The following is a 24,060-nucleotide window of genomic DNA, read 5'->3' as shown; positions in this document are numbered from 1 at the left end:
ATCTAAGGAGGTTATCTTTTAAATGGGGCTGAATAAAGAAGCAATAAAAATAGGCTTTGCATACGTCGGCATCGTTGTAGGTGCGGGATTCTCAACAGGACAAGAAGTCATGCAATTCTTTACACCGTTCGGATTATGGTCGTATATCGGTGTTTTAATTTCAGGTTTCATTTTAGGATTTATTGGTAGACAAGTAGCTAAAATTGGTACAGCATTTTCAGCTACGAACCATGAATCTACATTACAATACATTTTTGGCGAAAAATTTAGTAAAGTTTTCGATTACATTCTTGTCTTTTTCTTATTTGGAATTGCCGTAACAATGATTGCCGGTTCAGGTTCAACGTTTAACCAAAGTTTTAATATTCCCACTTGGTTAGGCGCCCTTATTATGACAATCATTATTTATTTAACTTTATTACTTGATTTTAATAAAATTGTAAGAGCTCTAGGTATTGTGACACCATTCTTGATCGTTATGGTTATATTGATTGCTGTATATTATTTATTTACAGGAAATATTTCTATAGCGGAAGTTAATAGTACGGTACCTGACACAAGTATTTGGAAAGGTATTTTCTGGGGGCTTGTTTATGGTGGACTTGCGTTTGCAGTTGGATTTAGTACGATTGTTGCTATTGGTGGAGATGCATCTAAACGTAGAGTTTCCGGTGCTGGTGCATTGTTCGGCGGTGTCGTTTATACCATCTTACTCGCATTAATTAACTTTTCACTACAAACAGAATATCCGAAAATTAAAAACGCAGATATTCCTACATTAAATTTAGCTAATGACATTCATCCATGGATTGGGCTTGTACTAACATTTATCATGTTAGCTGTAATGTATAATACAATTTTAGGATTGTGCTATTCATTCGCAGCACGTTTCACGATACCATATAGTAAGAAATACCATGTCTTTATAGTCATTATGATGATTGCAGCCTATGTATTAAGTTTCGTAGGTTTTGCTGATTTAATTAATGTACTATATAAATTTATGGGTGTCGTAGGTCTCTTCATTGTTGTAGCAGTACTCATTAAGTACTTTAAACGTAAAAATGATGATGAAGACCATATTGCATAAGTTGTTACTTTGCATACACTTTACAATTTAAAACGATTGATTTAATCTTAAAAGCAATTCGTCTTTCATTTAAAAGGTGAATTGCTTTTTCTTTATTTTTTGGAAAAGTAATAAGCCTGAACAAGTTTAAACATAAATAATATTTAGAAAGTCATGACGTGAGAGGATTATCAATAATGAAAGAAAAGTATAAATGGTTGTTGGTGACGTCACTCATCATTATCTTAGTTGCAGTGGTATTAGGTTTGCATTTGAAAAGTCATTATGACAAAGGACAAGAAAAGCAACAAGGTAGAGAACACGTACGAATCAATAATAAGAATGTAAAATTATTTCAAAATATCTCTTATGGCGAGGGATTACCTAATAGTAAATTAGATATTATAACACCTTCAGATATGAGTAAGGATACGAAATTACCCGTCATCTTCTGGATGCATGGAGGTGGATTTATAGCAGGAGACAAGCAATATAAAAATCCTCTACTATCTAAAATAGCTGAACAAGGTTACATCGTCGTGAATGTTAATTATGCATTAGCGCCACAATATAAATATCCAACACCTCTTGAACAACTTAATCAAGCGGTCAAATTTATAAAGAAAAATAAACATGAACTTCCAATTGATTTCAACCAAGTTGTGATTGGCGGTGATTCAGCGGGGGCTCAATTAACAAGTCAATACGTTGCAATGCAAACGAATAAAGACTTACGTAAAGAAATGCATTTCGAACAACAATTTGAGCCTTCTCAGATTAAAGCAGCCATCTTCTTTGGCGGTTTCTATGATATGAAAACAGTAAAAGCGACAGAATTTCCTAGAATTCAACTATTTATGAAAAGTTATACTGGAATGAATAATTGGGAAACAAATTTCAAGAATTTATCTCAAATGTCAACGATTAATCAAGTAACTAAACAATATCCGCCAACGTATTTATCAGTTGGAGATGCTGATCCATTTTACAGTCAGAATAAGTCATTTTATAAAGCACTTAAATCAGAAAATGTACCTGTCGATACATTATTTTATAATGGTACACATCATTTACATCATCAGTATCAATTCCATTTAGAGAAGCCTGAATCGAAAGAAAATATTAAGAAAGTACTATTATTCTTAAGTAGAAATACTTCATCTTCAGGTGTAGAAAGTGGAGAATCTACAGATGTGAATTCTGGTAATCAAACCAATAACAGTGTGTCACTATATCCATACGAATAAACTAGAAAAAGAGGCAAATCGTTATCATGAATTTAAATGATAGCGATTTGCCTCTTATTATATATCTTCATACAAAGTAGATGTCACGCCGAAAATCTTATCAAATTTCAATATTGATGGAGCGTCGTTTGATAGCAACAATTTTTAAACATTGATAGCGTTATTTAAAATTTCTAATATGTGGTAAAATTTGAAATGAGACAAAACATTAATTCAATATTTTTGCCATTACGTATTCATTGTAATAACGTCCGTTGATATAGAGCTTGTCTTTAAGCTCGCCTTCAATTTGGAAACCTGTCCCTTTAAAGAGTTCAACGGCACGTCCATTTTCAGTGACAACTGTGGCTTCAATGCGTCGGATTTTATGGTTGAGTGACCAGGCTTCAATGGCGTTAATTAACGCTTGGCCGACACCATGCTTTTGATAGTACTTTTTAACACCGAGATAGATGACAGCTTCATGTTGCGTTCGTTCGTATGTTTCGGTATTGACAAAAGCGTATCCAACAAGCTGTTCGTCACTTTCTGCTACATATATAGCTTTAGACGGCGAGGTAATGTAGTTTTCTAAATTTTGACTAGCCGACGCTATACTAGGTGAGTATTCACCAGGATTATAAAATGTAAATTCTGATTCATCATAAATCTTGCTTAACAAATCTATAAAGTTTTCAACGTCTTTTATACTAATTTCACGAATTACGTGGGCCATGAAAACACTCCATTTTCAGTTAAGTAAATTGTAGTCTCTATTATAGTATAGTTTGGGACTTTGTGCTTGAATCAGTAATAATTATTAAATATAAGGAAATTAAGGAGTCGATAACCATGAAGCCTAAGGTTTTACTTGCAGGTGGTACTGGCTACATCGGTAAATATTTAAGTAGCGTGATAGAAAATGATGCAGAGCTCTACGCATTATCTAAATACCCTAAGCCAGATAAAGGTTCGGCAGAAGAAATTACATGGTTAAAGAGCGATATATTTAATTATGAAAATGTTGTTGAGTCAATGGCAGGTATGGATATAGCAGTATTTTACTTAGATCCAACTAAAAACTCTGCGAAATTAACACAAGCGACTGCAAGAGATTTAAATTTAATTGCAGCAGATAATTTCGGTAGGGCTGCAGCATTGAACCAAATTAAGAAATTAATTTATATACCTGGAAGTCGCCATGATAATGAAACAATGGAGCGCTTAGGCGCTTATGGTGCACCTGTTGAACGAACGAATGTTGAAGTTAAACGGCCGTATATTAACGTTGAACTACAACCATCTAAATATGATGATGTCCGCACTGCTATGAAAATGGTATTACCGAAAAAATGGACTTTAAATCAACTTGTGGACTACTATTGTCAATGGTTGGATGAAACGAAAGGTACCTTCGTCCATGCTAAAAAAGAGAATGAAGATTACATTATTTATCGCAAAAATAGTAAAAAGCCATTAGCAATTTTCAAGAAAACAAAAACAGCTGAAGATATTATTACATTACATTTAGTTGGCGGTAAATTGGTCAAACCTAACCTGAAAAAGCAAGGGAAACTAGAGTTTAGACTGCTGAAAGGTAGCTCATTAGTCATGGTGCATTTATATGATTATATACCTAAATTATTCTGGCCGATTTATTACTTCATTCAAGCACCTATTCAAGGGCTGTTTATGAGAGGATTTGAAATTGATTGTAGAATCAAACATTTCCAAGGGCGTGTCCAGTCAGGCGAGAAATTCAAATATACAAAATAGATATCGGGTGATGTTTTATGCAAATACTTCTGGTCGAAGATGATAATACGTTATTTCAAGAATTAAAAAAAGAATTAGAACAATGGGATTTCAATGTTGCAGGGGTAGAGGATTTTGGCAATGTGATGGATACATTTGAAAAATTTAATCCAGAAATTGTTATTTTAGATGTTCAACTCCCTAAATATGATGGATTCTATTGGTGTAGAAAAATGAGACAGGAATCTAATGTCCCTATTTTATTCCTATCTTCAAGAGATAACCCGATGGATCAAGTGATGAGTATGGAGCTCGGTGCCGACGACTATATGCAAAAGCCTTTTTACACGAATGTACTTATCGCAAAGCTACAAGCAATTTATAGACGTGTATATGAATTTGGTGTAGAAGAAAAAAGGACACTAAATTGGCAAGATACTGTGGTTGATTTGTCCAAAGATAGCATTCAAAAAGGTGATAAAACCATCTTTCTATCGAAAACGGAAATGATTATTTTAGAAATGTTGATTAACAAACAAAATCAAATCGTGACACGTGATACTTTAATTACAGCTTTATGGGATGATGAAGCCTTCGTAAGTGATAATACTTTAACTGTAAATGTGAACCGTCTTAGAAAAAAATTGGCAGATATCAATATGGATGAAGCGATAGAGACTAAAGTTGGTAAAGGATATATGGCACATGAATAATTTACAATGGTTTTGGTCATTTGTAAGATCACGCATTAACTGGATTATGTGGATTATATTCCTTAACCTCGTCATGTTAGGTATCTCGTATATTGATTATGATATCTCTGTCGAAAGTGTTGCTTACATCGTATTCTTAAATCTTGGGTTGAGCGTGCTCTTCTTGTTATTTACCTTTGTTAAGGAAGTGCGTTTGTCGAAACACTTTTATAAAAATAAGGAAATTGAGGAAATCAAGCATAAAGATTTAGCTGAAACACCATTTCAACAACATATGGTCGATTATTTGTATCGACATATTGCAACGCAAAAAGATAAAGTCGTTGAACAACAATTACAAATAAAAAATCATGAACAAACGATAACTGAATTCGTGCATGATATTAAAACGCCCGTGACCGCAATGAAATTACTGATTGATCAAGAAGCGGATGATCAACGTAAAAAAGCTTTATTATTTGAATGGGCTAGAATTAATGAAATGCTAGATAAACAGCTATACTTAACGCGATTGGAATCACAGAATCGTGATATGTACTTCGACCACGTTGAATTGAAACGTATGGTTATTGATGAAATTCAATTAACTCGCCATATTAGTCAAGCGAAGGATATTGGGTTTGAATTAAACTTTGAAGATGTTGATAAGGTTTATACAGATGTGAAATGGTGCAGAATGATGATAAGACAAATTCTCTCCAATTCATTAAAATATAGTGAAAATACGACTATCGATTTATCTAGTTATATGGCAGATGGTCATGTCGTATTAAAAATTAAAGACCACGGTAGAGGAATAAGTAAGAAAGATTTACCTAGAATCTTCGACAGAGGATTTACGTCTACGATGAACCGAAATGAAACGGCGTCTTCTGGTATGGGACTTTACTTAGTTCATAGCGTCAAAGATCAATTGGGAATTGATGTGAAAGTAGAGTCAGAAGTAGGTCAAGGAACAACATTTTATTTCATTTTTCCACAGCAAAATGAAATTGTAGCACGCATGTCTAAAGTGACAAGATTGTCATTTTAAACATGCGTTTTGTTACTTACAATTATCACATTTGTAATTTTTTGTCGTTATAATAAAAGAGTATAAATAAAAAATAATAGTCATGTTTAGCTTTGACTTTTAAAAGAGATAAGTCATGTGAAGTAAGACAGGAGTGATAATTTGGCGATTCTAGAAGTGAAACAATTATCAAAAATTTATGGCAGTAAAAATTTAGCTCAAGAAGTTTTGAAAGATATTAATTTGAGTGTAGATGAAGGTGAATTCATCTCTATTATGGGACCATCAGGTTCAGGTAAAACGACGTTATTGAATGTACTCAGTTCAATAGATTATATGACGAAGGGCTCTATTACTTTAAATGGTAAGCAACTTGAAAAGTTATCGAATAAACAATTGTCTGAGATCAGAAAAAAAGATATTGGTTTTATTTTCCAAGATTATAATATTTTGCATACATTGACAGTAAAAGAAAATATTATGCTTCCATTATCTGTTCAAAAAGTCGATAAAGAAGAGATGAATCGACGTTATCATCGTATCGCAGAAGCATTAAATATTAGTGATATCAGCGACAAATATCCATCAGAATTGTCAGGTGGACAACGTCAACGCACATCTGCTGCAAGAGCGTTTATTAATGTTCCATCCATTATCTTCGCTGATGAGCCGACGGGCGCTTTAGATTCTAAAAGCACCCAAGATTTACTTAAAAGATTAAAACTAATGAATGAAAAATTTAATACTACAATCATCATGGTTACCCATGATCCAGTTGCTGCAAGCTTTTCTAATAGAGTTGTGATGCTAAAAGACGGTCAGATTTTTACCGAAATTTATCAAGGTGACGATGATAAACAAACATTTTATAAAGAAATCATCAGAACTCAAAGTGTACTTGGTGGAGTCAACTATGAGTTTTAATGAGATTATATTTAAGAATTTCAAGCAGAATATTGCACATTATGCCATATATTTATTGTCACTCATTATCAGCGTTATACTCTATTTTAGTTTTGTCACATTAAAGTATGCTCACCATCTTCACGGCAATCAATCCTATCCCATTCTTAAAGAAGGCTCACAAGTTGGAAGTTATTTTCTTTTTATCATCATCGTCGTTTTTTTACTTTATGCTAATTTTTTATTTATGAAAAGACGTGGGCGAGAACTATCGCTATTGCAAATCATTGGTTTAACACGATCGAATATCATGAGAATGATTATGATAGAACAACTCATGACTTTTGTAATGACAGCCATCGTTGGTATTATTTTAGGCATTTTTGGTTCGAAGATACTCCTAATGATTGTGCTACGTTTACTAGGTATTAACATTAGTGTATCTATCATATTTAGTTATCACGCTATTATAGAAACACTTGTACTCATTTCTGTAGCATATTTACTTGTTATCATTCAAAGTTATATTTTTATTCGCAAACGTTCTATTTCAGAACTTGCATCAGATTTAACTAAAAAAGAAGTGAATGAAACAAAAATTACGTTTAGTGAAATCACATTAGGATTACTAGGCATTATTATGATAGTGGGAGGATATTTTTTATCTACTAAATTAATAGAAAATATCGACTCTATCTTACAGCCATTCATTATATTATTTCTAACGGTGCTAGGGTCATATTTCTTTTTTAGAAGTACAGTGTCCTTAGTATTTAAGACAATTCAGCACTTCAGAAATGGCAATATCAGTGTGACGGATGTCATGTTCACATCCTCAATTATCTATCGCATCAAAAAGAATGCTTTTTCACTAACGGTGATGGCCATCGTTTCGGCAATTACAGTATCTGTACTTTGTTTCGCTGCATTAAGTCGAAGTACATTGACTAATGAAGTATTACTTAATTCGCCGCACGACGTTACATTGAAAAGTCAAAAGCAAGCAAATCAATTGGCATATGATCTCAACAATCGTAACGTTGAACATTACTACAATTATAAAGAAGTCGTTTATGCTAAATTATACAAGGATCATATGTTTACAGAAGGTATTGCTAGACCAAGTTTCATCGCTGTGACTAGTGACAAGTATATTCCTAACGTTAATATTGATAAGGGACAAACTGACATTATTATTCCTAGAGGGTCTATTAAAGACGTTGTAAAAGTAGATAAAAAAGGCTCGACTTATATTGGTTCGAAAGCACATCATGTCAAAGTAAAATTAAGAAAAGCTATAAATAAAGTTTATTTCATGGCTGATGTAGATTTAGGTGGGGCTACATTAGTGTTAAATGATGAAGATTATCAAAGTCTTAGAGCGCACGCTAAAGGTAAAAATATTGTATCTCAATATGGATTTGATATTAAACATAAGAAAGACCTGCCAGAATTAGAGAATATTGTGCAAAATATTAGTAAAAATATCGAAACACGTAGTGAAGCAGCAAGTGAAATCACAAGCTTAACAGGTGTCTTGCTATTTGTTACATCTTTCTTAGGTATTACGTTCCTCATTGCAGCTGGCTGTATTATATATATTAAACAAATTGATGAAACTGAGGATGAACTTGAAAATTATTCTATTTTGCGAAAACTTGGATTTACGCATCAAGATATGTCGAAGGGACTTAAGCTAAAGGTCATATTTAACTTTGGCTTACCATTAATTGTTGCTTTATTACATGGCTATTTTGCATCTCTCGCATACATGCATATTATGGGCGTAACCAATCAACTACCTATTTTTATAGTTATGGCTGTGTATACTGGTATTTATGCAGTATTCGCAGTGATTGGCTACAATCACTCGAAACGCACAATTAGACATTCAATTTAATATAGAAATGACAGGAACGGATTATTACATTTCTGGAAAATAAAGGCTTAGCATGTAAATTTAATTTTGATGCTAAGCTTTTTATTTTGTTTAATTCGCTTGTCGTGAATAAATAGTTGAATTTTATTAAATGAATCGTTAACTTTGTCATGGAACACATATATCAATTTATTTTCACTTAATAGCGGTTGGGAACGTTATAAGTAGGTATTAAGTATTGATGTATAGGTTTCTTATTTAAATGGTTTAGACTTTCGACACATTGATCAGAAAAATATGTAAAATTTAAGTTTCTTATTTATTAAGAATTTGTAAATAGAATTGTAGTTATGTAAATTTTGTGATATTTTCAAGTAGGGACAAAACGGTATATTTAAGAACGTCCGCAATGTTTTACTTTATAATAAATTTACATAGTATTTACAATGAGAAAGTTGCTTACTACTTTTTTCTGAAAATTGTAAATAAGTTCCTAAACCACTTGTCTTATGGATTAAAAATTTACGAATGTGATTGGTGACAATCGCTCAAAATGGAGGATTTTGAATGTTTAGTAAGAAAAAGGATAAGTTCATGGTTCAATTAGAAGAAATGGTGTTCAACCTAGATCGTGCAGCAATTGAATTCGGTAAGATGGATTTTAATACACACCTAGATTTGAAAGCTTATTCTGATAATATTAAAACGTATGAGTCACATGGTGATGAATTAATGCATCAAGTTATCACTGACTTAAACCAAACGTTTATTACACCAATCGAGCGTGAAGATATCCTATCTTTATGTAATGCGATCGACGATGTTTTAGATGCGATGGAAGAGACATCTGCTATGTTTGAAATGTATTCAATTGAGTACACTGATGAGTACATGGCTGAATTTGTTGAAAATATCCAAAAAGCAGTAGCTGAAATGAAGCTAGCTGTAGGATTATTAGTTGATAAAAAGTTATCTCATATGCGTATTCATTCTATTAATATTAAAGAATTTGAAACAAACTGTGACGGAATCTTAAGACAATCAATGAAACACATCTTCAACAGTGAAACGGATCCAATCACATTAATTAAAATAAAAGATATTTATCAAAGCATGGAAGAAATTGCTGATAAATGCCAAACAGTTGCTAATAATTTTGAAACTATAATCATGAAAAATAGCTAAGGGAGTCTTCATTTATGTCATATATTTTAATTGTCACGATAGCTATAGTTATATTTTCATTAATATTTGACTTTATTAATGGGTTCCATGATACAGCTAACGCTGTCGCAACTGCGGTTTCAACAAGAGCGTTAACACCTAGAACTGCTATTTTGTTAGCAGCAGTTATGAACTTTATTGGTGCTTTAACATTTACTGGAGTAGCTGGAACTATTACTAAGGATATTGTTGATCCATTTAAGTTACAGCATGGTTTAGTTGTTGTATTAGCAGCGATTATTGCAGCAATTATTTGGAATTTAGTAACTTGGTTGTATGGTATTCCAAGTTCTTCTTCACATGCGTTAATCGGATCAATTGCAGGTGCAGCTATCGCGTCACAAGGATCATTCGCTGTTCTACATTATCAAGGTTTTACGAAGATTATTATCGTATTGATTATTTCACCAATCATTGCATTTTGCGTTGGTTTTATCATGTATTCCATCGTGAAAGTCGTGTTTAAGAATGCGAATTTAACACGTGCAAACCGTAACTTTAGATTTTTCCAAATCTTCACAGCAGCATTACAATCATTCTCACATGGTACTAACGATGCTCAGAAATCAATGGGGATTATCACTCTAGCATTAATCGTTGCAAATCTTCAGAATGGTGCTAGTGTAGAACCTCAGTTATGGGTAAAAATTGCTTGTGCCACTGCAATGGGTCTTGGTACAGCAGTAGGTGGTTGGAAAATCATCAAAACTGTAGGCGGTAATATCATGAAAATTCGTCCAGCTAACGGTGCAGCAGCGGATCTTTCGTCTGCATTGACAATTTTCGTAGCATCATCACTACATTTCCCATTATCAACAACACACGTTGTGTCTTCATCAATTCTTGGTGTAGGTGCTTCTAACCGTGCGAAAGGCGTTAAATGGAGTACAGCACAACGTATGGTAGTGACTTGGGTTATTACATTACCAATTTCAGCAATCTTAGCTGGAATTATATACTTTATCATTCATCTATTCTTAAATAAAGATACTAAAATATATGCTATCTCATATACAAAGATGAAGTTCTTATTCGATGAACTTTGTATTGATATCGAGTGAGAGCATGGAATATCATTTCAGAAATAATAGCAGTAAGAGGATTCCTAATGGAAATCTTCTTACTGCTACTTTTATATTCAATACTTCGTATTAACATGTAATTGAGCCCTTAAATACTATTAAGATAAGGTGCTTTCGTATCATTTAACTAACACTACTAAATTGAATGAGTGATAGTTGGATATATCCTCTCTATCTAGACCTAATTAACAAAAATAAGCTCTAAGACGCTTTCGCTAAAGAAAGTGTCTTAGAGCTCTTATTTTGAATTTATGTGATGATTACAAATTAATGAATATATGCATAAAGTGATACTTCAGAAGCTGGAATTGTACGATAATCAGTGTTGTAAGGTCCGTTAGTATAATTCATTTCAGAAATTAAAATACTTCCGTCACCATTCACACGTTCAACATAAGCCACGTGGCCATATGGTCCAGGTGTACTTTGCATAATCGCACCAACTGAAGGTTGGTTATCTACTTGATAACCGTCATTAGCTGCATTATCTGCCCAAAATTTAGCGTCTGACCAGTATGTGCTAATTGATTTACCAGCTTGCGCACGTTTATCAAATACGTACCAAGTACATTGACCTTCAGTGTATAGGTTTTGGTGATTAAAAGTAGGTGAGTTATAACTACCATTACCAGTTTGAGTAGTTGCAGCTCCACCAGAACCTGAACCACCACTAGGAATTTTTAAAGTTTGTCCAGGTGTAATTAAATAACCATTTAAATTATTAGCTTTCATTAAAGCATTTACTGATACACCATATTTATTTGCAATGATGTTTAATGATTCTCCAGATTTCACATTGTGTGTAGAAACTGAACCAGAGTTTGAAGAAGTGTTTGAATTTGAGCTTTGTGAAGCACTTCCACCTACATTAATGACTTGTCCAGGGAACACCATGTTGCTATCTAGATTATTATTTTGTTTAATACTATCTACTGAAGTATTGTATTTTTGAGCAATGCTCCATAATGATTCTCCTGACTGAACTTTATGTTGTGTCGAAGCTTCAGCATCATGGTGTGAAAGTACTGCGGCTGCACCTGAAGCGGCTGTTACTGCAAAGGCTAACTTTTTCAAAGTGACTCCTCCTTAAATGTAATTAAAATTTTTAATTGAGTTTAATATGTAGACCTATTGTCCCTAAAAGTCTTTTTCATGAATCGAACTCTTTAATTACTTTTTACTATACTTTCTTATTACGTACCCAATACTAACAAAAATAATAGCGTCTGTGTGCTTTGTTATTATCTTGTAATATTGTTAACATTTTGTATACTTTAAGTCTTTGATGTGTGATAGTTGATTTTACAGGGTTTGTAGGAGGTTTGATTTAATTAAGCGAAATTAAAATTTTCGAAATTGTAATAATGTAATAATTATTAATAACAAATTTTCGAAAACTTCAATATATTTAGACATTATTAAATCAAACACTTTTGAAATCTTACATATTGTTGTAAACTTTTAGTAATCGGTTATTTTAATGATAGAAAAAGGAGTTTTCTTGATGTCGCAATCGACACACAGTAGAGGTAATGCTCAAAGTTATACTAAAGATAAGCATAAGTCTCACGCTTATGGCAAAGTTTGGTTATTCTTTATGTATTATTGGATTATATTTGGGATTGGTTGTTACTTTGGCCAATATTTACCTTTGTCTTGGCGAAGACCATTATCTATAGCATTATTTGTTATTTTACTAGCCACTTTATTTATTAAACGAGCACGTAAGTACGGGATAGTCATTTCACATATATACGCAATCATTGTTGGTTTATTGTCATATGCTATGTTCACTTCTTATTTGCAAAATTTAGGAGCAGAAGTATTTTATAAAAATATACTACTCGCAATCGGCGCTTTTGTAGCATTTGGAATTGTTGGGTATTTCTTAATTAATGATGCTTCAAGTATTGGCAAATATTTATTTGTAACATTAATCGCGTTAATTATTGCAAGTTTAATAGGCTTATTTATTCATAATTCGCTATTTCATACAGTTATAACAATCGTAAGTTTATTGTTGTTTTTACTTTATACGCTTTATGATTTTAATAGAATGAAAAGAGGTCAGTTTTCACCAAGAGAAATGGGATTCAATCTTTTTATCAATTTATTAAATATAATAAAAGATATACTAAGATTAGCTAATCGCTTTAAAAATTAAATTATTAAATCTATAATATGTGATATTCAAGATGTGGGTGTATTGGTTCCTAATGAGAAGAAATGAAGTTATATAATTGACTTGATCATTGTTTATTTAAAGGAATTTTAACGCCCCATCTTTTTATATACTATATAATTAGATGGAATAGACACATAAAAAACAATTGATTATATATATAATTTCATTTTTGATATATCATTCGTATTGTGTTAGATTGGCGCTTGTTAAATATGAGTGACATTTAAATCATTTTTATATTAGGCTATTTAAATAGGAAAAGAGGTAAAGTAATGACAAATTCCTGTTTGCATATACTTTCTAAAAGCGAGTATTCGACAACTCGTTGCCAAGATGGGATTCTTTTATTTTGGCCAATAGAGGGAAGCATGCACCTTCAACAATTTAGAAAACATAGAACCTTAACTAACGAATTATATATCGTTAATAATATGGATGTATTTGGTATTAATAGTAATGGTACAACACTAGAAATATATATTTCTAGCGATTGGTTTACAGAGTTAGGATACAATTTCTTTGATTATCATTATACTGCTGAACTAATTAAATCTACGAATGAAGTTAAATATCTAATGGCTGAACTCGCATTAAATTTTCTTGATGATAATACTGATAAAGAGCATGAACTTATTAATAAAATTGTTGAAACACTTGCGAAAGAGGCAAGTATCGATAAAAAAATAGCCGAAGATCAATACATATATGCATTTTATGGAGACTTAAAAGAAGAATTAGATTATATATATAACCATATGAGTGAAAGATTGACTTTAAAAGATATATCAAATCAATTATATGTATCCAAGTCTAATTTATCCTCTCAATTTCATATATTAATGGGGATGGGTTTCAAAAAATATGTTGATACTTTAAAAATTAGTAAATCGATAGAGATGTTATTGACTACAGATAAAACGATTAGTCAAATCAGCGACAAATTAGGTTTTAGTAATGCTTCAACCTATTCAAAACAGTTTAAAAATTATTTAAGTGTTACACCTAACGAATATCGAACGATGAAGAAATATGATAAATACAATGGCTGTTCTGATGATTCAATACCTGATCATCGTAAAGCGCCGCTAAGAAAACTTATTCGTTCTGTCACACCTAATAACGTTTCTGATGCTTACGATAAAATTAAAATTGATGCCTCCCCTCATACAGAGGCATCAACTTTTTATTCAGTGATTCAAATTAATACTGTCGAGGAAATCAAAGTTCTCTTCTTAGAGGGTTTATATAAAAGAATTGACTTCAAAGATTCTAATATTATCTTTTACTTTATGCCTCATTTATACGAATATAGCAATGATTTAACAGAAAACGAAAAAAATTATATCAGTCAGACCATTATCGAGAATGAATTACATGTCGCATTTCATATTGAAGAAATTGAACGTGTCAATGAACTAAAAGAGAGTTTCATGTGGGGGCTAAATCAATTCAGTGACAAATCCTCTGTGATAGATAAAGATTATGAAGTTCAATTCATTTTTAATTTAAAAGAAAAAGAAATTCGCGATATTTATAGAGATATCTTAAAAATGCAAAACATGCCGTTGAAATACAAAGTAGGATTAGATATCAGTTGTATGGTTGATGATCCTACTCAATTTAAAGCATTAGAATCTCAAATTAAGAGATTAAAGTTTGATTATCTTTATATAGATAATGCGCAGTTAACTTCTCCTTATTTGATGGGAAGCAACGGGGGTCTGTTCCTAAAGAATATACTCCAATTGCAACACTTGAATGTTAATTTAGAACAGTTTGATTTTGACAAAGAGAATCTTATTTTTCTAAATTTAGTGAACCACCAATTATTAAATAATGAAGAAATTGATTTAAGTAATAGTGCTCCACTTTTATATCAATCTGTTGCTAAATTGAAAGAAAGCTTTTCTGGTTATGGATTAAACTTATTTTCTCACCCCAATCTATTTAACGCAGTTCATTTATTTGATGAAAATGGCTTTAAAACAACATTAGGACTTATATTTAATGATTTAAGTTGGATGATTAATCAAAATAAGTGTGAAAAACGTTTCTATAATATTGTAGAGAATGAAGACAGATATTTGCTTTATCTATTTGATTGGCGCGTGATTGAAAGTGAATCAAAAGGAGACAATTTCAATGATATAGAAGTTGATATTAGTTTTGAGGATCCACAATTAGCAGATGAATACATTTGTGTAATGGCTAAAATTGATAATGAAAGTGGTAATATCAATCACATTATTTCTCAAGAATTGCGAAGCAAATACGACTGGTCTACTAAGTTTCTAATTAAAGTTGAAGATAATTTTAAACCGTATGTTGAGATTTTTGAGCATGATTTTAAGGATAAGTCTTTAAAAGTGAATTTAAAATATAACGCTGTTTATCTCATAAAGATTTATAAAAAAGATAACAGATTAAAAAAGGCGTGACGCAATTCAATTTAAATTTATTGGTAATTTTGACAAATGATTAAAAACAAATGCCAAAGACAATGACTCATATATTTAGGATAATGTTACTATACATTGTCTACTTATATTTGGAGGTGCAACGTCTTGAATGAACAGAAACTAGAAAAGCTACTAGATTTTTACAAACGATATAAAGCATTATCTGAATATATAGATAAAGAATATAAGTTGACATTAAATGATCTTGCTGTATTAGATTTAGCTAGAAAATATTGTTTAGAAGAACAAGTGCTCATGCAGGCATTTTTAAAAACAGCAATAAATGAATTAGAATTGAGTAGAACAAAATTATTGGTTTCAATTCGTAGATTGATAGATAAAGAAAGATTAAGCAAAGTGAGATCAACTAGAGATGAACGGAAAATTTTTCTATATATGAATGAGGATAACTTAAAGAAATTTAATGCTTTATTTAATGATGTTGAGAAATTCTTAGACATTTAAGTTAAAGGTGTCGATGCTTAGCAATAGGTTTCATCGACATTTAAAATATATTTATAATATAAGTCTAGTTCTCGATGATAGGCTGTCGTCAAAGGTGTTCACTTTGATGACAGCTTTTTTGTATAGATAGTTGAAACGTCATAGTGAATGGGGGATGTTTGACGTTTAAAATATTGATATGGCAATGGTTTACATTGAATTATGTGATTTTACAAAAATTCCTCCAAAATATATAATGAAGAGCATAGAGTACGAAAGTGAGATGACATTATGGGACGTAAATGGAACAACATTAAAGAGAAAAAAGCCCAAAAAGATAAAAATACAAGTAGAATTTATGCCAAATTCGGCAAAGAAATATATGTAGCAGCAAAATCTGGTGAACCCAATCCAGAATCTAACCAAGCATTACGTTTAGTATTAGAACGTGCTAAAACATATTCAGTACCCAACCATATTATCGATAGAGCAATCGATAAAGCGAAAGGTGCTGGAGAAGAAAACTATGACCATTTAAGATATGAAGGTTTTGGTCCAAGTGGCTCAATGTTAATCGTTGATGCTTTAACTAACAACGTTAACCGCACAGCTTCTGACGTTCGTGCTGCCTTTGGTAAAAATGGCGGTAATATGGGCGTGTCTGGTTCAGTCGCTTACATGTTTGACCATACAGCTACTTTTGGTGTTGAAGGTAAATCTGCCGATGAAATTCTAGAAACATTAATGGAACAAGATGTTGATGTGAGAGATGTTATAGACGAAGATGGTCTTACAATTATCTATGCAGAACCTGATCAATTTGCGCAAGTTCAAGATGCATTACGTGAATCAGGAATTGAAGAATTCAAAGTTGCAGAATTTGAGATGTTACCACAAACAGATATTGAGTTATCTGCAGAAGACCAAGCTACATTTGAAAAGTTAGTGGATGCACTTGAAGATTTAGAAGATGTTCAAAATGTATTTCACAATGTAGATTTAAAATAATGCAAACAGCACAAGAGTGGATTCAACAACTTGAACTGATAGCCCATCCTGAAGGTGGATATTACAGAGAAACACTTCGAGATAGTGATGTAAATAGAGCGCCATATAGTAGTATATATTTTCTATTAACGCATGAGGAGATCTTACATTTTCACAGAATTGATGCCGATGAAGTTTGGTATCATCATGCTGGCAAGACATTAACTATTCATATGATTATGCCAGATGGGGTCTATCGTACAGCTCGCTTGGGAGGCAATATTTCTGACGGTGATGTACTGCAGTATTGTGTTCCTAAGGGTACGATTTTCGCTTCTTCGTTAGATGATAATGAAGGCTATAGCTTAGTCGGTTGTATGTGCCAACCTGCATTTGAGTTTGAGCACTTTGAATGATTTGAACGAAATCAACTGCTTGAGCAGTATCCAAATTTGGAAAATATAATAAACAAGTATGCTATAAAGCATAATTAGAAGGCATGTCCATTTATTTTGGACGTGCTTTTTTATATGTCTTTTAGTGGGATCTCGTACTACATTAGTAAATAAAATAGTAGTTGTTAGTGTCCTCTGTTGTTTGCCATTTTTTGTATGATTAAAGCATAGTATTTTTGTCGATTTTAAGTAAATTGCATCAATCTATAGTAAAATAGAGTTAATATACTTTTGAGAATTTAAATGTAAAAGTCATCAATCTAAAACATAAGATGACATTAACTAACCAGTTTAATATAATAAAAACAAGGAGTTGGTGACTGTGAAAGTAAAATATATAGATAAACGTCACTGGCGTCGCCTGATAGAGAGAGAGTATACAGAGGTTAAAGTTAATAATAATAGATTTAAAGGTATTATCGGCTTGGTCACGATGAAAAAGGTTCGTGAGCCTTTAGAGGTGACGGTAGTTGGACAAAATATAATAGTCGCAGATGACAATTATAAATGGTTGCAGATACTACCAGAAAAAAAGCGATACAGCATCACTGTCATGTTTGATGATAAAGGTCATCCGCTAGAATATTATTTTGATATTAATATAAAGAATATTACTCAAAAAGGAAATGCACGCACATTAGATTTATGTCTAGATGTCCTTGTACTACCTTCAGGTGAATATGAACTTGTAGATGAAGATGATTTGATGTTTGCGTTACAGAATAAACAAATTTCTAAGAAACAATATCATGAGGCGTATATTATTGCGCATCAATTAATGATTGAAATTGAAGAAAACTTTTCAGATGTGCAAGAAAAGGTTATGCGTTGTTATCATAAGATTAATCATAAGGCTCAAAAGAACAAACAGAAACGTCCTTTCAAACCGAGAAATAAACATAGACAGCACCGACGTAAGACAAATTAAAATATAAAAAGGACAATATTTTAGAAAGTTTATCAACTGAAATCTAAAATATCATAGCAAGATTTAAGGACAGAAATATTTAGGGGGACGCTATGAAAATTGATGATTATCGTTTACTCATCACATTAGATGAAACAAAGACGTTACGGAAAGCTGCTGAGATATTATATATTTCTCAACCCGCTGTAACACAACGTTTAAAAGCTATTGAAAGTTCATTCGGAGTTGAAATATTTATACGTACAAAGAAACAACTTATCACAACAACCGAAGGAGCTATGATTATTGATCATGCACGAGACATGTTAAAACGTGAACGCTTGTTTTTCGATAAAATGCAGGCACATATTGGAGAAGTGAATGGCACCATTTCAATTGGTTGTTCATCATTAATAGGTCAAACGTTACTACCTGAAGTATTGAGCTTATATAATACACAATTTCCAAACGTTGAGATACAAGTTCAAGTCGGTTCTACTGAGCAAATCAAAGCCAATCACCGCGATTATCATGTGATGATCACGCGAGGAAATAAAGTGATGAACTTATCTAACACGCATTTATTTAATGATGAACATTACTTTATCTATCCGAAAGACCGTCGTGAGGATGTTACAAAATTACCATTTATAGAATTCCAAGCAGATCCAATATACATCAATCAAATTAAACAATGGTATAACGATAATTTAGGACAGGATTATCATGCAACCATCACAGTAGACCAAGTTGCCACATGTAAAGAAATGTTATTAAGTGGTGTTGGTGTGACAGTTCTTCCTGAAATTATGATGAAGAATATTGATAAGAATATGTTTGAATTTGAAAAGGTAAGTATTGAAGATGAACCACTCATACGTTCAACATACATGAGTTATGATGGAAGTATGTTACAACTTCCACAAGTTGATTCCTTCGTGAATTTAATGTTGAACTTTATTCGTTAGTTTTTTAAGCAGTTTTCTAATATACTACAGAAAGTATATTTTATATAGAAGAATAGAGGTTGGAAAGATGTTTACAGCACTGTTGCAAATTAAGAACTATAAGTTATTTGTTGTGAATATGTTATTACTTGGCATGGGTATAGCAGTGACTGTACCTTACCTCGTCTTATTCGCAACAAAAGATTTAGGAATGACAACAACTCAGTATGGATTATTACTCGCCCTTGCAGCGATAAGTCAATTTACAGTTAATTCAATCATTGCAAGATTTTCAGATACACATAACGTCAATCGAAAGATACTCATTATATCTGCTTTATTCATGGGCGCAGTTAGCTTTTCAATTTATTTTTACGTACATCAAATATGGTTATTTATTGTCTTATATGCAATTTTTCAAGGTTTATTTGCTCCCGCTATGCCACAACTATATGCCTCAGCAAGAGAATCAATTAATATTTCCAGTTCACGAGACCGCGCGAAGTTTGCGAACACCGTTTTACGTTCCATGTTTTCACTTGGCTTTTTATTTGGTCCCTTTATTGGTGCGCAATTAATTGAATTGAAGGGATATTCAGGGTTATTTGGTGGTACAATTGCCATTATATTATTTACGCTCATTTTACAAATCTTTTTCTATCAGAATTTACCAGCTGAACAACAAATCTCCTCTCAACAACATGTTGAAAAGGCTGCACCAAACATGTTCAAAGATAAGACGTTATTGGTTCCATTTATAGCATTTATTCTATTACATATTGGTCAATGGATGTATACGATGAACATGCCATTATTTGTTACAGATTACTTAAAGGAAAAGGAAGGCTATGTCGGTTATTTAGCAAGTTTATGTGCCGGTTTAGAAGTTCCTTTTATGGTGGTACTAGGTATACTTTCTGCTAAACTTCCAACACGTACATTATTGATTATTGGTTCAATCTTTGGTGGTGCATTCTATTTTAGCATTGGTGTGTTTAAAAACTTCTATATGATGTTAGCCGGACAAGTGTGTTTAGCAATTTTCTTGGCTATATTGCTTGGACTAGGAATCAGTTACTTTCAAGATATATTACCTGATTTCCCAGGTTATGCCTCAACATTATTTGCAAATGCTATGGTCATAGGTCAATTATGTGGTAATTTATTGGGTGGTGCCATGAGTCATTGGGTTGGTTTGGAAAATGTATTCTTTGTTTCAGCTGGCTCAATTTTTGTAGGAATGGTACTGATATTCTTTACGAAAGATCAAAAAATAACTGAAGAAAATATGGAGTAGATCATTATGTCTGTCATTTTATGGATACTTATTATCCTTATGTTTATTTTAGCATTTGTAGGATTAGTCAAACCCATCATTCCTTCCATCCTTGTGATGTGGATAGGATTTTTAATTTATCAATTTGGTTTTAATGATGGTCATTTATCGTGGGTGTTCTACGTAGCAATGATTATCTTTACAGTGTTTATTCTTATTGCGGATTTCATGATGAATAAATATTTCGTGGCTCGATTTGGTGGGAGCAAGTTAGGTGAGTATACTGCACTTGCAGGCGTCATAGTAGGGTGCTTTGTATTTCCGCCTTTCGGTATTATTTTAGTGCCATTAGTAGCAGTATTTGTCGTCGAGCTATTGAATGGCTTTGATGTAAAGAACGCTTTAAAGGTAAGTTTAGGTTCAGTTGTTGCTTTTTTTAGCGAGTACTGTTGCTCAAGCTATCATCATGGTAATTATGGTGATATGGTTCTTTATCGATGTGTTTTTATTTAATTAAATCATCGTTTTCTAATCATGAAAAGACTTACTTTCGGTAGCCTCAATTGAGGTGATCATACCAAAAGTAAGTCTTTTTTATACGCGTGTATTTGCGTCTTTATTATAGAAATGATGGTTAATATAGAAGGCAATTGGCGTAATTACAATAGCAATAATTATAAAAGTCCAATTACTAACGTTAATGTATGGTCCAAAAGCTAAAAATGATTGTGGAATAAAAAACACATAAAATAGCGCGACTAAAAGTAGTGCAATCACGCCATAAGTGAGCCACCATACCCAATACGAATTACTGAAACATTGCAATTGCACGGTTCGAAAGCTCATCCATATGAAAAGGAAAATAATAAACAATCCTACAATAACAGTAATTGGGAAAGTATAGAGATATAAATAATTACTATCGCCACCAATAAAAAAGCCGATAAATCCCTTTAAAAAGCAAAATATCCCAATTAAGAAAATGAAATTATGGTATATATATTTGAAAATATTCCTAATCGTTTCGTTAGGTAGCGACTTAAGTTCTTTTTTAGCATGTGCCTTAGGATCATGATCGAAGAACTCCATCGCAAGCATTCCCTTATCTTCAGCACGAATTAAATGCTTTAATATGCGATTTAACATCAGCTCAGAGTCATGAGGATTGACGCTTAAATCGGCACGAATATACGTCATGTAGTTTTCAAATATCTCACGATCGGTATTGTTAAGTCGTAAAGATTTAACATTATTCTCCTTTGTTAATTGTGCTGTTGATTTCATGATAATTGAAGTGCTCCTTTATTGTCTGAAAATAAAACGAGTTAGACATCATATATTGATAACTCATCTACGTTTTACATGTTATTATGACTAATAATATCATAAATGTATTCATCATATCATTAACGATTGAGGTGTTTTTAAGATGAAAGTCATTACCATAGAAGATGAAATATGGTTGAACGAAATTGCGAAAATACATGAATATTTAATTTCTGAAAATGAATCCAATTATCAAGTTACCACAACGTCTATCTCTCTAAGATATGAAATGCTTAAAGCCCGTCTAAAATATTCCCAAGACGCGATTTTTGTCAGTGAACAAAATACTACTCTCGAGGGGTTTATATGGGCACACTATGAACCCCAAATGAGCGTTGTTCAAATTGAGATATTATATGTTAAACCCGAATATAGAAAACAGGGCAAAGCCACACATCTTAAAAACACGATTGAGGAATGGGCAACTTCTATAGGTGCGACAATGATTGAAAGTACAGTGAATATTGATAATCATTCCATGATACAACTGAATAATCATTTAGGGTATCATACAACGCATTTGAAAATGACTAAAAATTTAAAGGGAAAAAATGAATAAATTAAAAAATCATGTTAAAATAAATTGTATTTATAAGTACATACAAAGGAGTCTATCATGAAAAAATGGTTAACTTTACTCTTAGCCTCAACTTTAATGTTAACAGCATGCGGTAAAAGTAACGAAAAAGCTTCTTTAGAAAAAAGCATTAATCAATTAGAGAAAGAGAATAAAGATTTAAAGAAACAAAAGAAAGACTTACAAACTCAAAAAGATAAACTCAAAGATAAGCAAGATCGTCTTCAAAAAGATATTGATGAACTGCCTGCTGAAGATACTTCAAAAAAATCATCTAAAGAGAGCAAATCAAATTCTAGTAAGGAAAATGGTTCAGACGAGGCATCTTCTAACGATTCAAAACAATCAACAGAAACATCGAAGTCAGATCAATCTAAAGCATCATCTAAGGACGCTAAACAGTCCAGTGAACAGAATCAAAATGCTGATAAAAAAACACAGGACAAAGCGTCAACAAATAAAAACAAAGATTCAAAGAGCACGTCTAACTCATAACTTGCCATTTAATCAACGTTTGATGGTGCATTGAAGCGGGTATTATAATTGATAAATTACTCTAATGAATAATCAAATTAAACATTTAACATAGTTTTGGATTCAAAATTTCAAAAGATGACTGATTTTATACATCTTTAAGAGGAGAGATTAACGATGCATGAACAAGATTTTAATATTTTAGAAGGTAAAAATCTTACACTACCTGAATTAGGGAGAGAATTAGAAAACATTACAGGACGTACAATCGTCGATTCAACTAGTGAAATTAAACGTGTCATTGCGCACCTACCAAACTTTGAATCGGATACTGACACATTCGTTGCTACTTATCGTTTAAATCATCAAAATGATTTTATCGATGCAACGTTTACTGCACCTAAAGAACAACGTGACCGATTAAAAGAAATTCCAGTTCACGTGGAATTAATTAGTTATATCTCAAAGGCATAAATCACTAATATTAATATTATTCAATTAGCGCGATATGAAAGTGGGGACAGCTTCATAACGCGTTAATTTTGTATTAAAATAAGGATATAGTAAGTTTTTTCGGTAAAATGGAGTGTTTAACATGGGAACTTACATTGAAACTGAACGTTTAAAGTTACGTGATTGGGAAGAAAAAGATTTATTACCTTTTCAACAAATGAACGCGAACCGTCAAGTGAGAAGATACTTTCCAAGTTTATTAAGTTATCGTCGTTCTGAATTAGATATGAGGAAAATGGATGAGATTATAAAAGAAAAGGGAATTGGACTTTTTGCTGTTGAGTTAAAAGAAACAGGTGAATGGATAGGATTCATTGGAGTGAATTATCTTCCTAAAGAGAGTAAATATCCTTTTAAAGAGCTACCATTATATGAGATTGGTTGGAGACTTATTCCTGAAGTTTGGGGGAATGGTATTGCCACAGAAGGCGCTGAAGCTGTAATGGATTATGCGACGGAAAAAGGAATTACTGAATTATATAGTTTCACTTCAGAAACCAATTTACCCTCTAGAAAGGTAATGGAAAAAATTGGTATGACATTCTTAGATAACTTTGAATTTCCTGACCTCAGCAAATACCACCCACTCAAACGCCACGTCAGATATTATAAAGAACTACTTCCTTCACAAAGTGAAGGTTAGTAGT

22 protein-coding genes and 3 pseudogenes are annotated in these 24,060 nt (G+C 32.3%); 22 read left to right on the top strand and 3 right to left on the bottom strand.

The genetic code is table 11. From position 1 onward, the window contains the following. Nucleotides 1-22: 22 nt before the first annotated feature. Both HMPREF3264_RS10055 and HMPREF3264_RS10050 read left to right on the top strand, forming a co-directional pair. Nucleotides 23-1,090 (top strand): YkvI family membrane protein, encoded by a 1,068-nt coding sequence (locus HMPREF3264_RS10055; RefSeq protein ID WP_002441342.1) that lies wholly within the window; start codon nucleotides 23-25, stop codon nucleotides 1,088-1,090. Between the two features lie 176 nt (nucleotides 1,091-1,266). Next, nucleotides 1,267-2,316, top strand: a complete 1,050-nt coding sequence (locus HMPREF3264_RS10050; protein ID WP_002441344.1) for an alpha/beta hydrolase — start codon at nucleotides 1,267-1,269, stop codon at nucleotides 2,314-2,316. Nucleotides 2,317-2,524: 208 nt separating this feature from the next. On the opposite strand, the gene HMPREF3264_RS10045 is transcribed toward HMPREF3264_RS10050, so the two are convergent. Further along, nucleotides 2,525-3,031, bottom strand: coding sequence for a GNAT family N-acetyltransferase (locus HMPREF3264_RS10045; RefSeq protein WP_070832519.1), 507 nt, complete (start codon nucleotides 3,029-3,031; stop codon nucleotides 2,525-2,527). Between the two features lie 116 nt (nucleotides 3,032-3,147). Here HMPREF3264_RS10045 and HMPREF3264_RS10040 point away from each other — a divergent pair, with 116 nt between their 5' ends. From HMPREF3264_RS10040 to HMPREF3264_RS10010, 7 genes and pseudogenes are all read left to right on the top strand, one after another. After that, the gene (locus HMPREF3264_RS10040) at nucleotides 3,148-4,071 is read left to right on the top strand and encodes a Rossmann-fold NAD(P)-binding domain-containing protein (RefSeq protein ID WP_037541160.1); all 924 of its coding nucleotides are present in this window, start codon (nucleotides 3,148-3,150) and stop codon (nucleotides 4,069-4,071) included. A gap of 17 nt (nucleotides 4,072-4,088) precedes the next feature. Then, entirely contained in the window at nucleotides 4,089-4,763 is a 675-nt protein-coding gene (graR, locus tag HMPREF3264_RS10035) for a response regulator transcription factor GraR/ApsR (protein ID WP_002441351.1), read from the top strand. Then, nucleotides 4,756-5,796 (top strand): histidine kinase GraS/ApsS, encoded by a 1,041-nt coding sequence (gene graS / locus HMPREF3264_RS10030; RefSeq protein ID WP_070873230.1) that lies wholly within the window; start codon nucleotides 4,756-4,758, stop codon nucleotides 5,794-5,796. Before graR ends, graS begins: the two co-directional genes overlap by 8 nt. Before the next feature lie 141 nt (nucleotides 5,797-5,937). Further along, nucleotides 5,938-6,699 carry an ABC transporter ATP-binding protein VraF gene (vraF, locus tag HMPREF3264_RS10025; RefSeq protein ID WP_070832512.1) on the top strand — a complete coding sequence of 254 codons (762 nt, stop codon included), beginning with the start codon at nucleotides 5,938-5,940 and terminating at the stop codon, nucleotides 6,697-6,699. Further along, nucleotides 6,689-8,578, top strand: a complete 1,890-nt coding sequence (locus HMPREF3264_RS10020; protein WP_002441358.1) for an FtsX-like permease family protein — start codon at nucleotides 6,689-6,691, stop codon at nucleotides 8,576-8,578. The genes vraF and HMPREF3264_RS10020 overlap by 11 nt, the downstream gene beginning before the upstream one ends. A 546-nt stretch (nucleotides 8,579-9,124) precedes the next feature. Next, the gene (locus HMPREF3264_RS10015; RefSeq protein ID WP_002433514.1) at nucleotides 9,125-9,742 is read left to right on the top strand and encodes a DUF47 domain-containing protein; all 618 of its coding nucleotides are present in this window, start codon (nucleotides 9,125-9,127) and stop codon (nucleotides 9,740-9,742) included. A 14-nt stretch (nucleotides 9,743-9,756) separates the two neighbouring features. Continuing rightward, a pseudogene (locus HMPREF3264_RS10010) lies at nucleotides 9,757-10,761 on the top strand (anion permease); the annotation flags it as partial. A gap of 369 nt (nucleotides 10,762-11,130) precedes the next feature. Here the strand turns inward: HMPREF3264_RS10010 and HMPREF3264_RS10005 are convergent. Further along, entirely contained in the window at nucleotides 11,131-11,937 is an 807-nt protein-coding gene (locus HMPREF3264_RS10005) for a LysM peptidoglycan-binding domain-containing protein (protein ID WP_002441362.1), read from the bottom strand. A gap of 430 nt (nucleotides 11,938-12,367) precedes the next feature. Between HMPREF3264_RS10005 and HMPREF3264_RS10000 the strand changes: the two genes are divergently transcribed. The 9 genes and pseudogenes from HMPREF3264_RS10000 to HMPREF3264_RS09960 all read left to right on the top strand — a co-directional run bounded on the left by HMPREF3264_RS10000 (nucleotide 12,368) and on the right by HMPREF3264_RS09960 (nucleotide 21,040). After that, a complete protein-coding gene (locus HMPREF3264_RS10000; protein WP_070873229.1) occupies nucleotides 12,368-13,027 on the top strand; it encodes a Bax inhibitor-1/YccA family protein in 660 nt (219 codons plus the stop codon). Nucleotides 13,028-13,320: 293 nt separating this feature from the next. Beyond that, nucleotides 13,321-15,486 carry an AraC family transcriptional regulator gene (locus tag HMPREF3264_RS09995; RefSeq protein ID WP_070873228.1) on the top strand — a complete coding sequence of 722 codons (2,166 nt, stop codon included), beginning with the start codon at nucleotides 13,321-13,323 and terminating at the stop codon, nucleotides 15,484-15,486. 126 nt (nucleotides 15,487-15,612) lie between these two features. Further along, a complete protein-coding gene (locus HMPREF3264_RS09990; protein WP_037541163.1) occupies nucleotides 15,613-15,972 on the top strand; it encodes a transcriptional regulator, SarA/Rot family in 360 nt (119 codons plus the stop codon). 270 nt (nucleotides 15,973-16,242) lie between these two features. Further along, nucleotides 16,243-16,959, top strand: coding sequence for a YebC/PmpR family DNA-binding transcriptional regulator (locus tag HMPREF3264_RS09985; protein ID WP_070832503.1), 717 nt, complete (start codon nucleotides 16,243-16,245; stop codon nucleotides 16,957-16,959). Next, nucleotides 16,959-17,432 (top strand): annotated as a pseudogene (locus HMPREF3264_RS09980) (cupin domain-containing protein). The gene HMPREF3264_RS09985 and the pseudogene HMPREF3264_RS09980 overlap by 1 nt, the downstream one beginning before the upstream one ends. 283 nt (nucleotides 17,433-17,715) lie before the next feature. Next, nucleotides 17,716-18,321 (top strand): ribonuclease FAU-1 family protein, encoded by a 606-nt coding sequence (locus tag HMPREF3264_RS09975; protein ID WP_037541165.1) that lies wholly within the window; start codon nucleotides 17,716-17,718, stop codon nucleotides 18,319-18,321. 92 nt (nucleotides 18,322-18,413) lie between these two features. After that, nucleotides 18,414-19,268 carry a LysR family transcriptional regulator gene (locus HMPREF3264_RS09970; protein WP_002441376.1) on the top strand — a complete coding sequence of 285 codons (855 nt, stop codon included), beginning with the start codon at nucleotides 18,414-18,416 and terminating at the stop codon, nucleotides 19,266-19,268. Between the two features lie 67 nt (nucleotides 19,269-19,335). Further along, a complete protein-coding gene (locus HMPREF3264_RS09965) occupies nucleotides 19,336-20,544 on the top strand; it encodes a sugar efflux transporter (protein WP_070873227.1) in 1,209 nt (402 codons plus the stop codon). 6 nt (nucleotides 20,545-20,550) lie between these two features. Further along, nucleotides 20,551-21,040, top strand: a pseudogene (locus HMPREF3264_RS09960) (DUF456 domain-containing protein). Between the two features lie 77 nt (nucleotides 21,041-21,117). Here the strand turns inward: HMPREF3264_RS09960 and HMPREF3264_RS09955 are convergent. Then, nucleotides 21,118-21,807 (bottom strand): DUF1129 family protein, encoded by a 690-nt coding sequence (locus HMPREF3264_RS09955; RefSeq protein ID WP_002441382.1) that lies wholly within the window; start codon nucleotides 21,805-21,807, stop codon nucleotides 21,118-21,120. A 145-nt stretch (nucleotides 21,808-21,952) separates the two neighbouring features. Between HMPREF3264_RS09955 and HMPREF3264_RS09950 the strand changes: the two genes are divergently transcribed. From HMPREF3264_RS09950 to HMPREF3264_RS09935, 4 genes are all read left to right on the top strand, one after another. After that, complete coding sequence (locus HMPREF3264_RS09950) at nucleotides 21,953-22,408, top strand: GNAT family N-acetyltransferase (protein WP_070873226.1); 456 nt, start codon at nucleotides 21,953-21,955, stop codon at nucleotides 22,406-22,408. A 57-nt stretch (nucleotides 22,409-22,465) separates the two neighbouring features. Beyond that, nucleotides 22,466-22,921, top strand: coding sequence for an SA0632 family lipoprotein (locus tag HMPREF3264_RS09945; RefSeq protein WP_070873225.1), 456 nt, complete (start codon nucleotides 22,466-22,468; stop codon nucleotides 22,919-22,921). Nucleotides 22,922-23,077: 156 nt separating this feature from the next. Beyond that, nucleotides 23,078-23,374 (top strand): hypothetical protein, encoded by a 297-nt coding sequence (locus tag HMPREF3264_RS09940; protein ID WP_002441387.1) that lies wholly within the window; start codon nucleotides 23,078-23,080, stop codon nucleotides 23,372-23,374. A 121-nt stretch (nucleotides 23,375-23,495) separates the two neighbouring features. Next, entirely contained in the window at nucleotides 23,496-24,056 is a 561-nt protein-coding gene (locus HMPREF3264_RS09935; RefSeq protein ID WP_070873224.1) for a GNAT family N-acetyltransferase, read from the top strand. Nucleotides 24,057-24,060 lie beyond the last annotated feature (4 nt).

Origin of the sequence: Staphylococcus sp. HMSC62A08, assembly GCF_001839105.1 — a bacterium.
In the GTDB taxonomy this organism is placed as follows: domain Bacteria; phylum Bacillota; class Bacilli; order Staphylococcales; family Staphylococcaceae; genus Staphylococcus; species Staphylococcus caprae.
The sequence above is the reverse complement of the archived record's forward strand: the minus strand, read 5'-3'. Positions and strand labels throughout refer to the sequence as shown.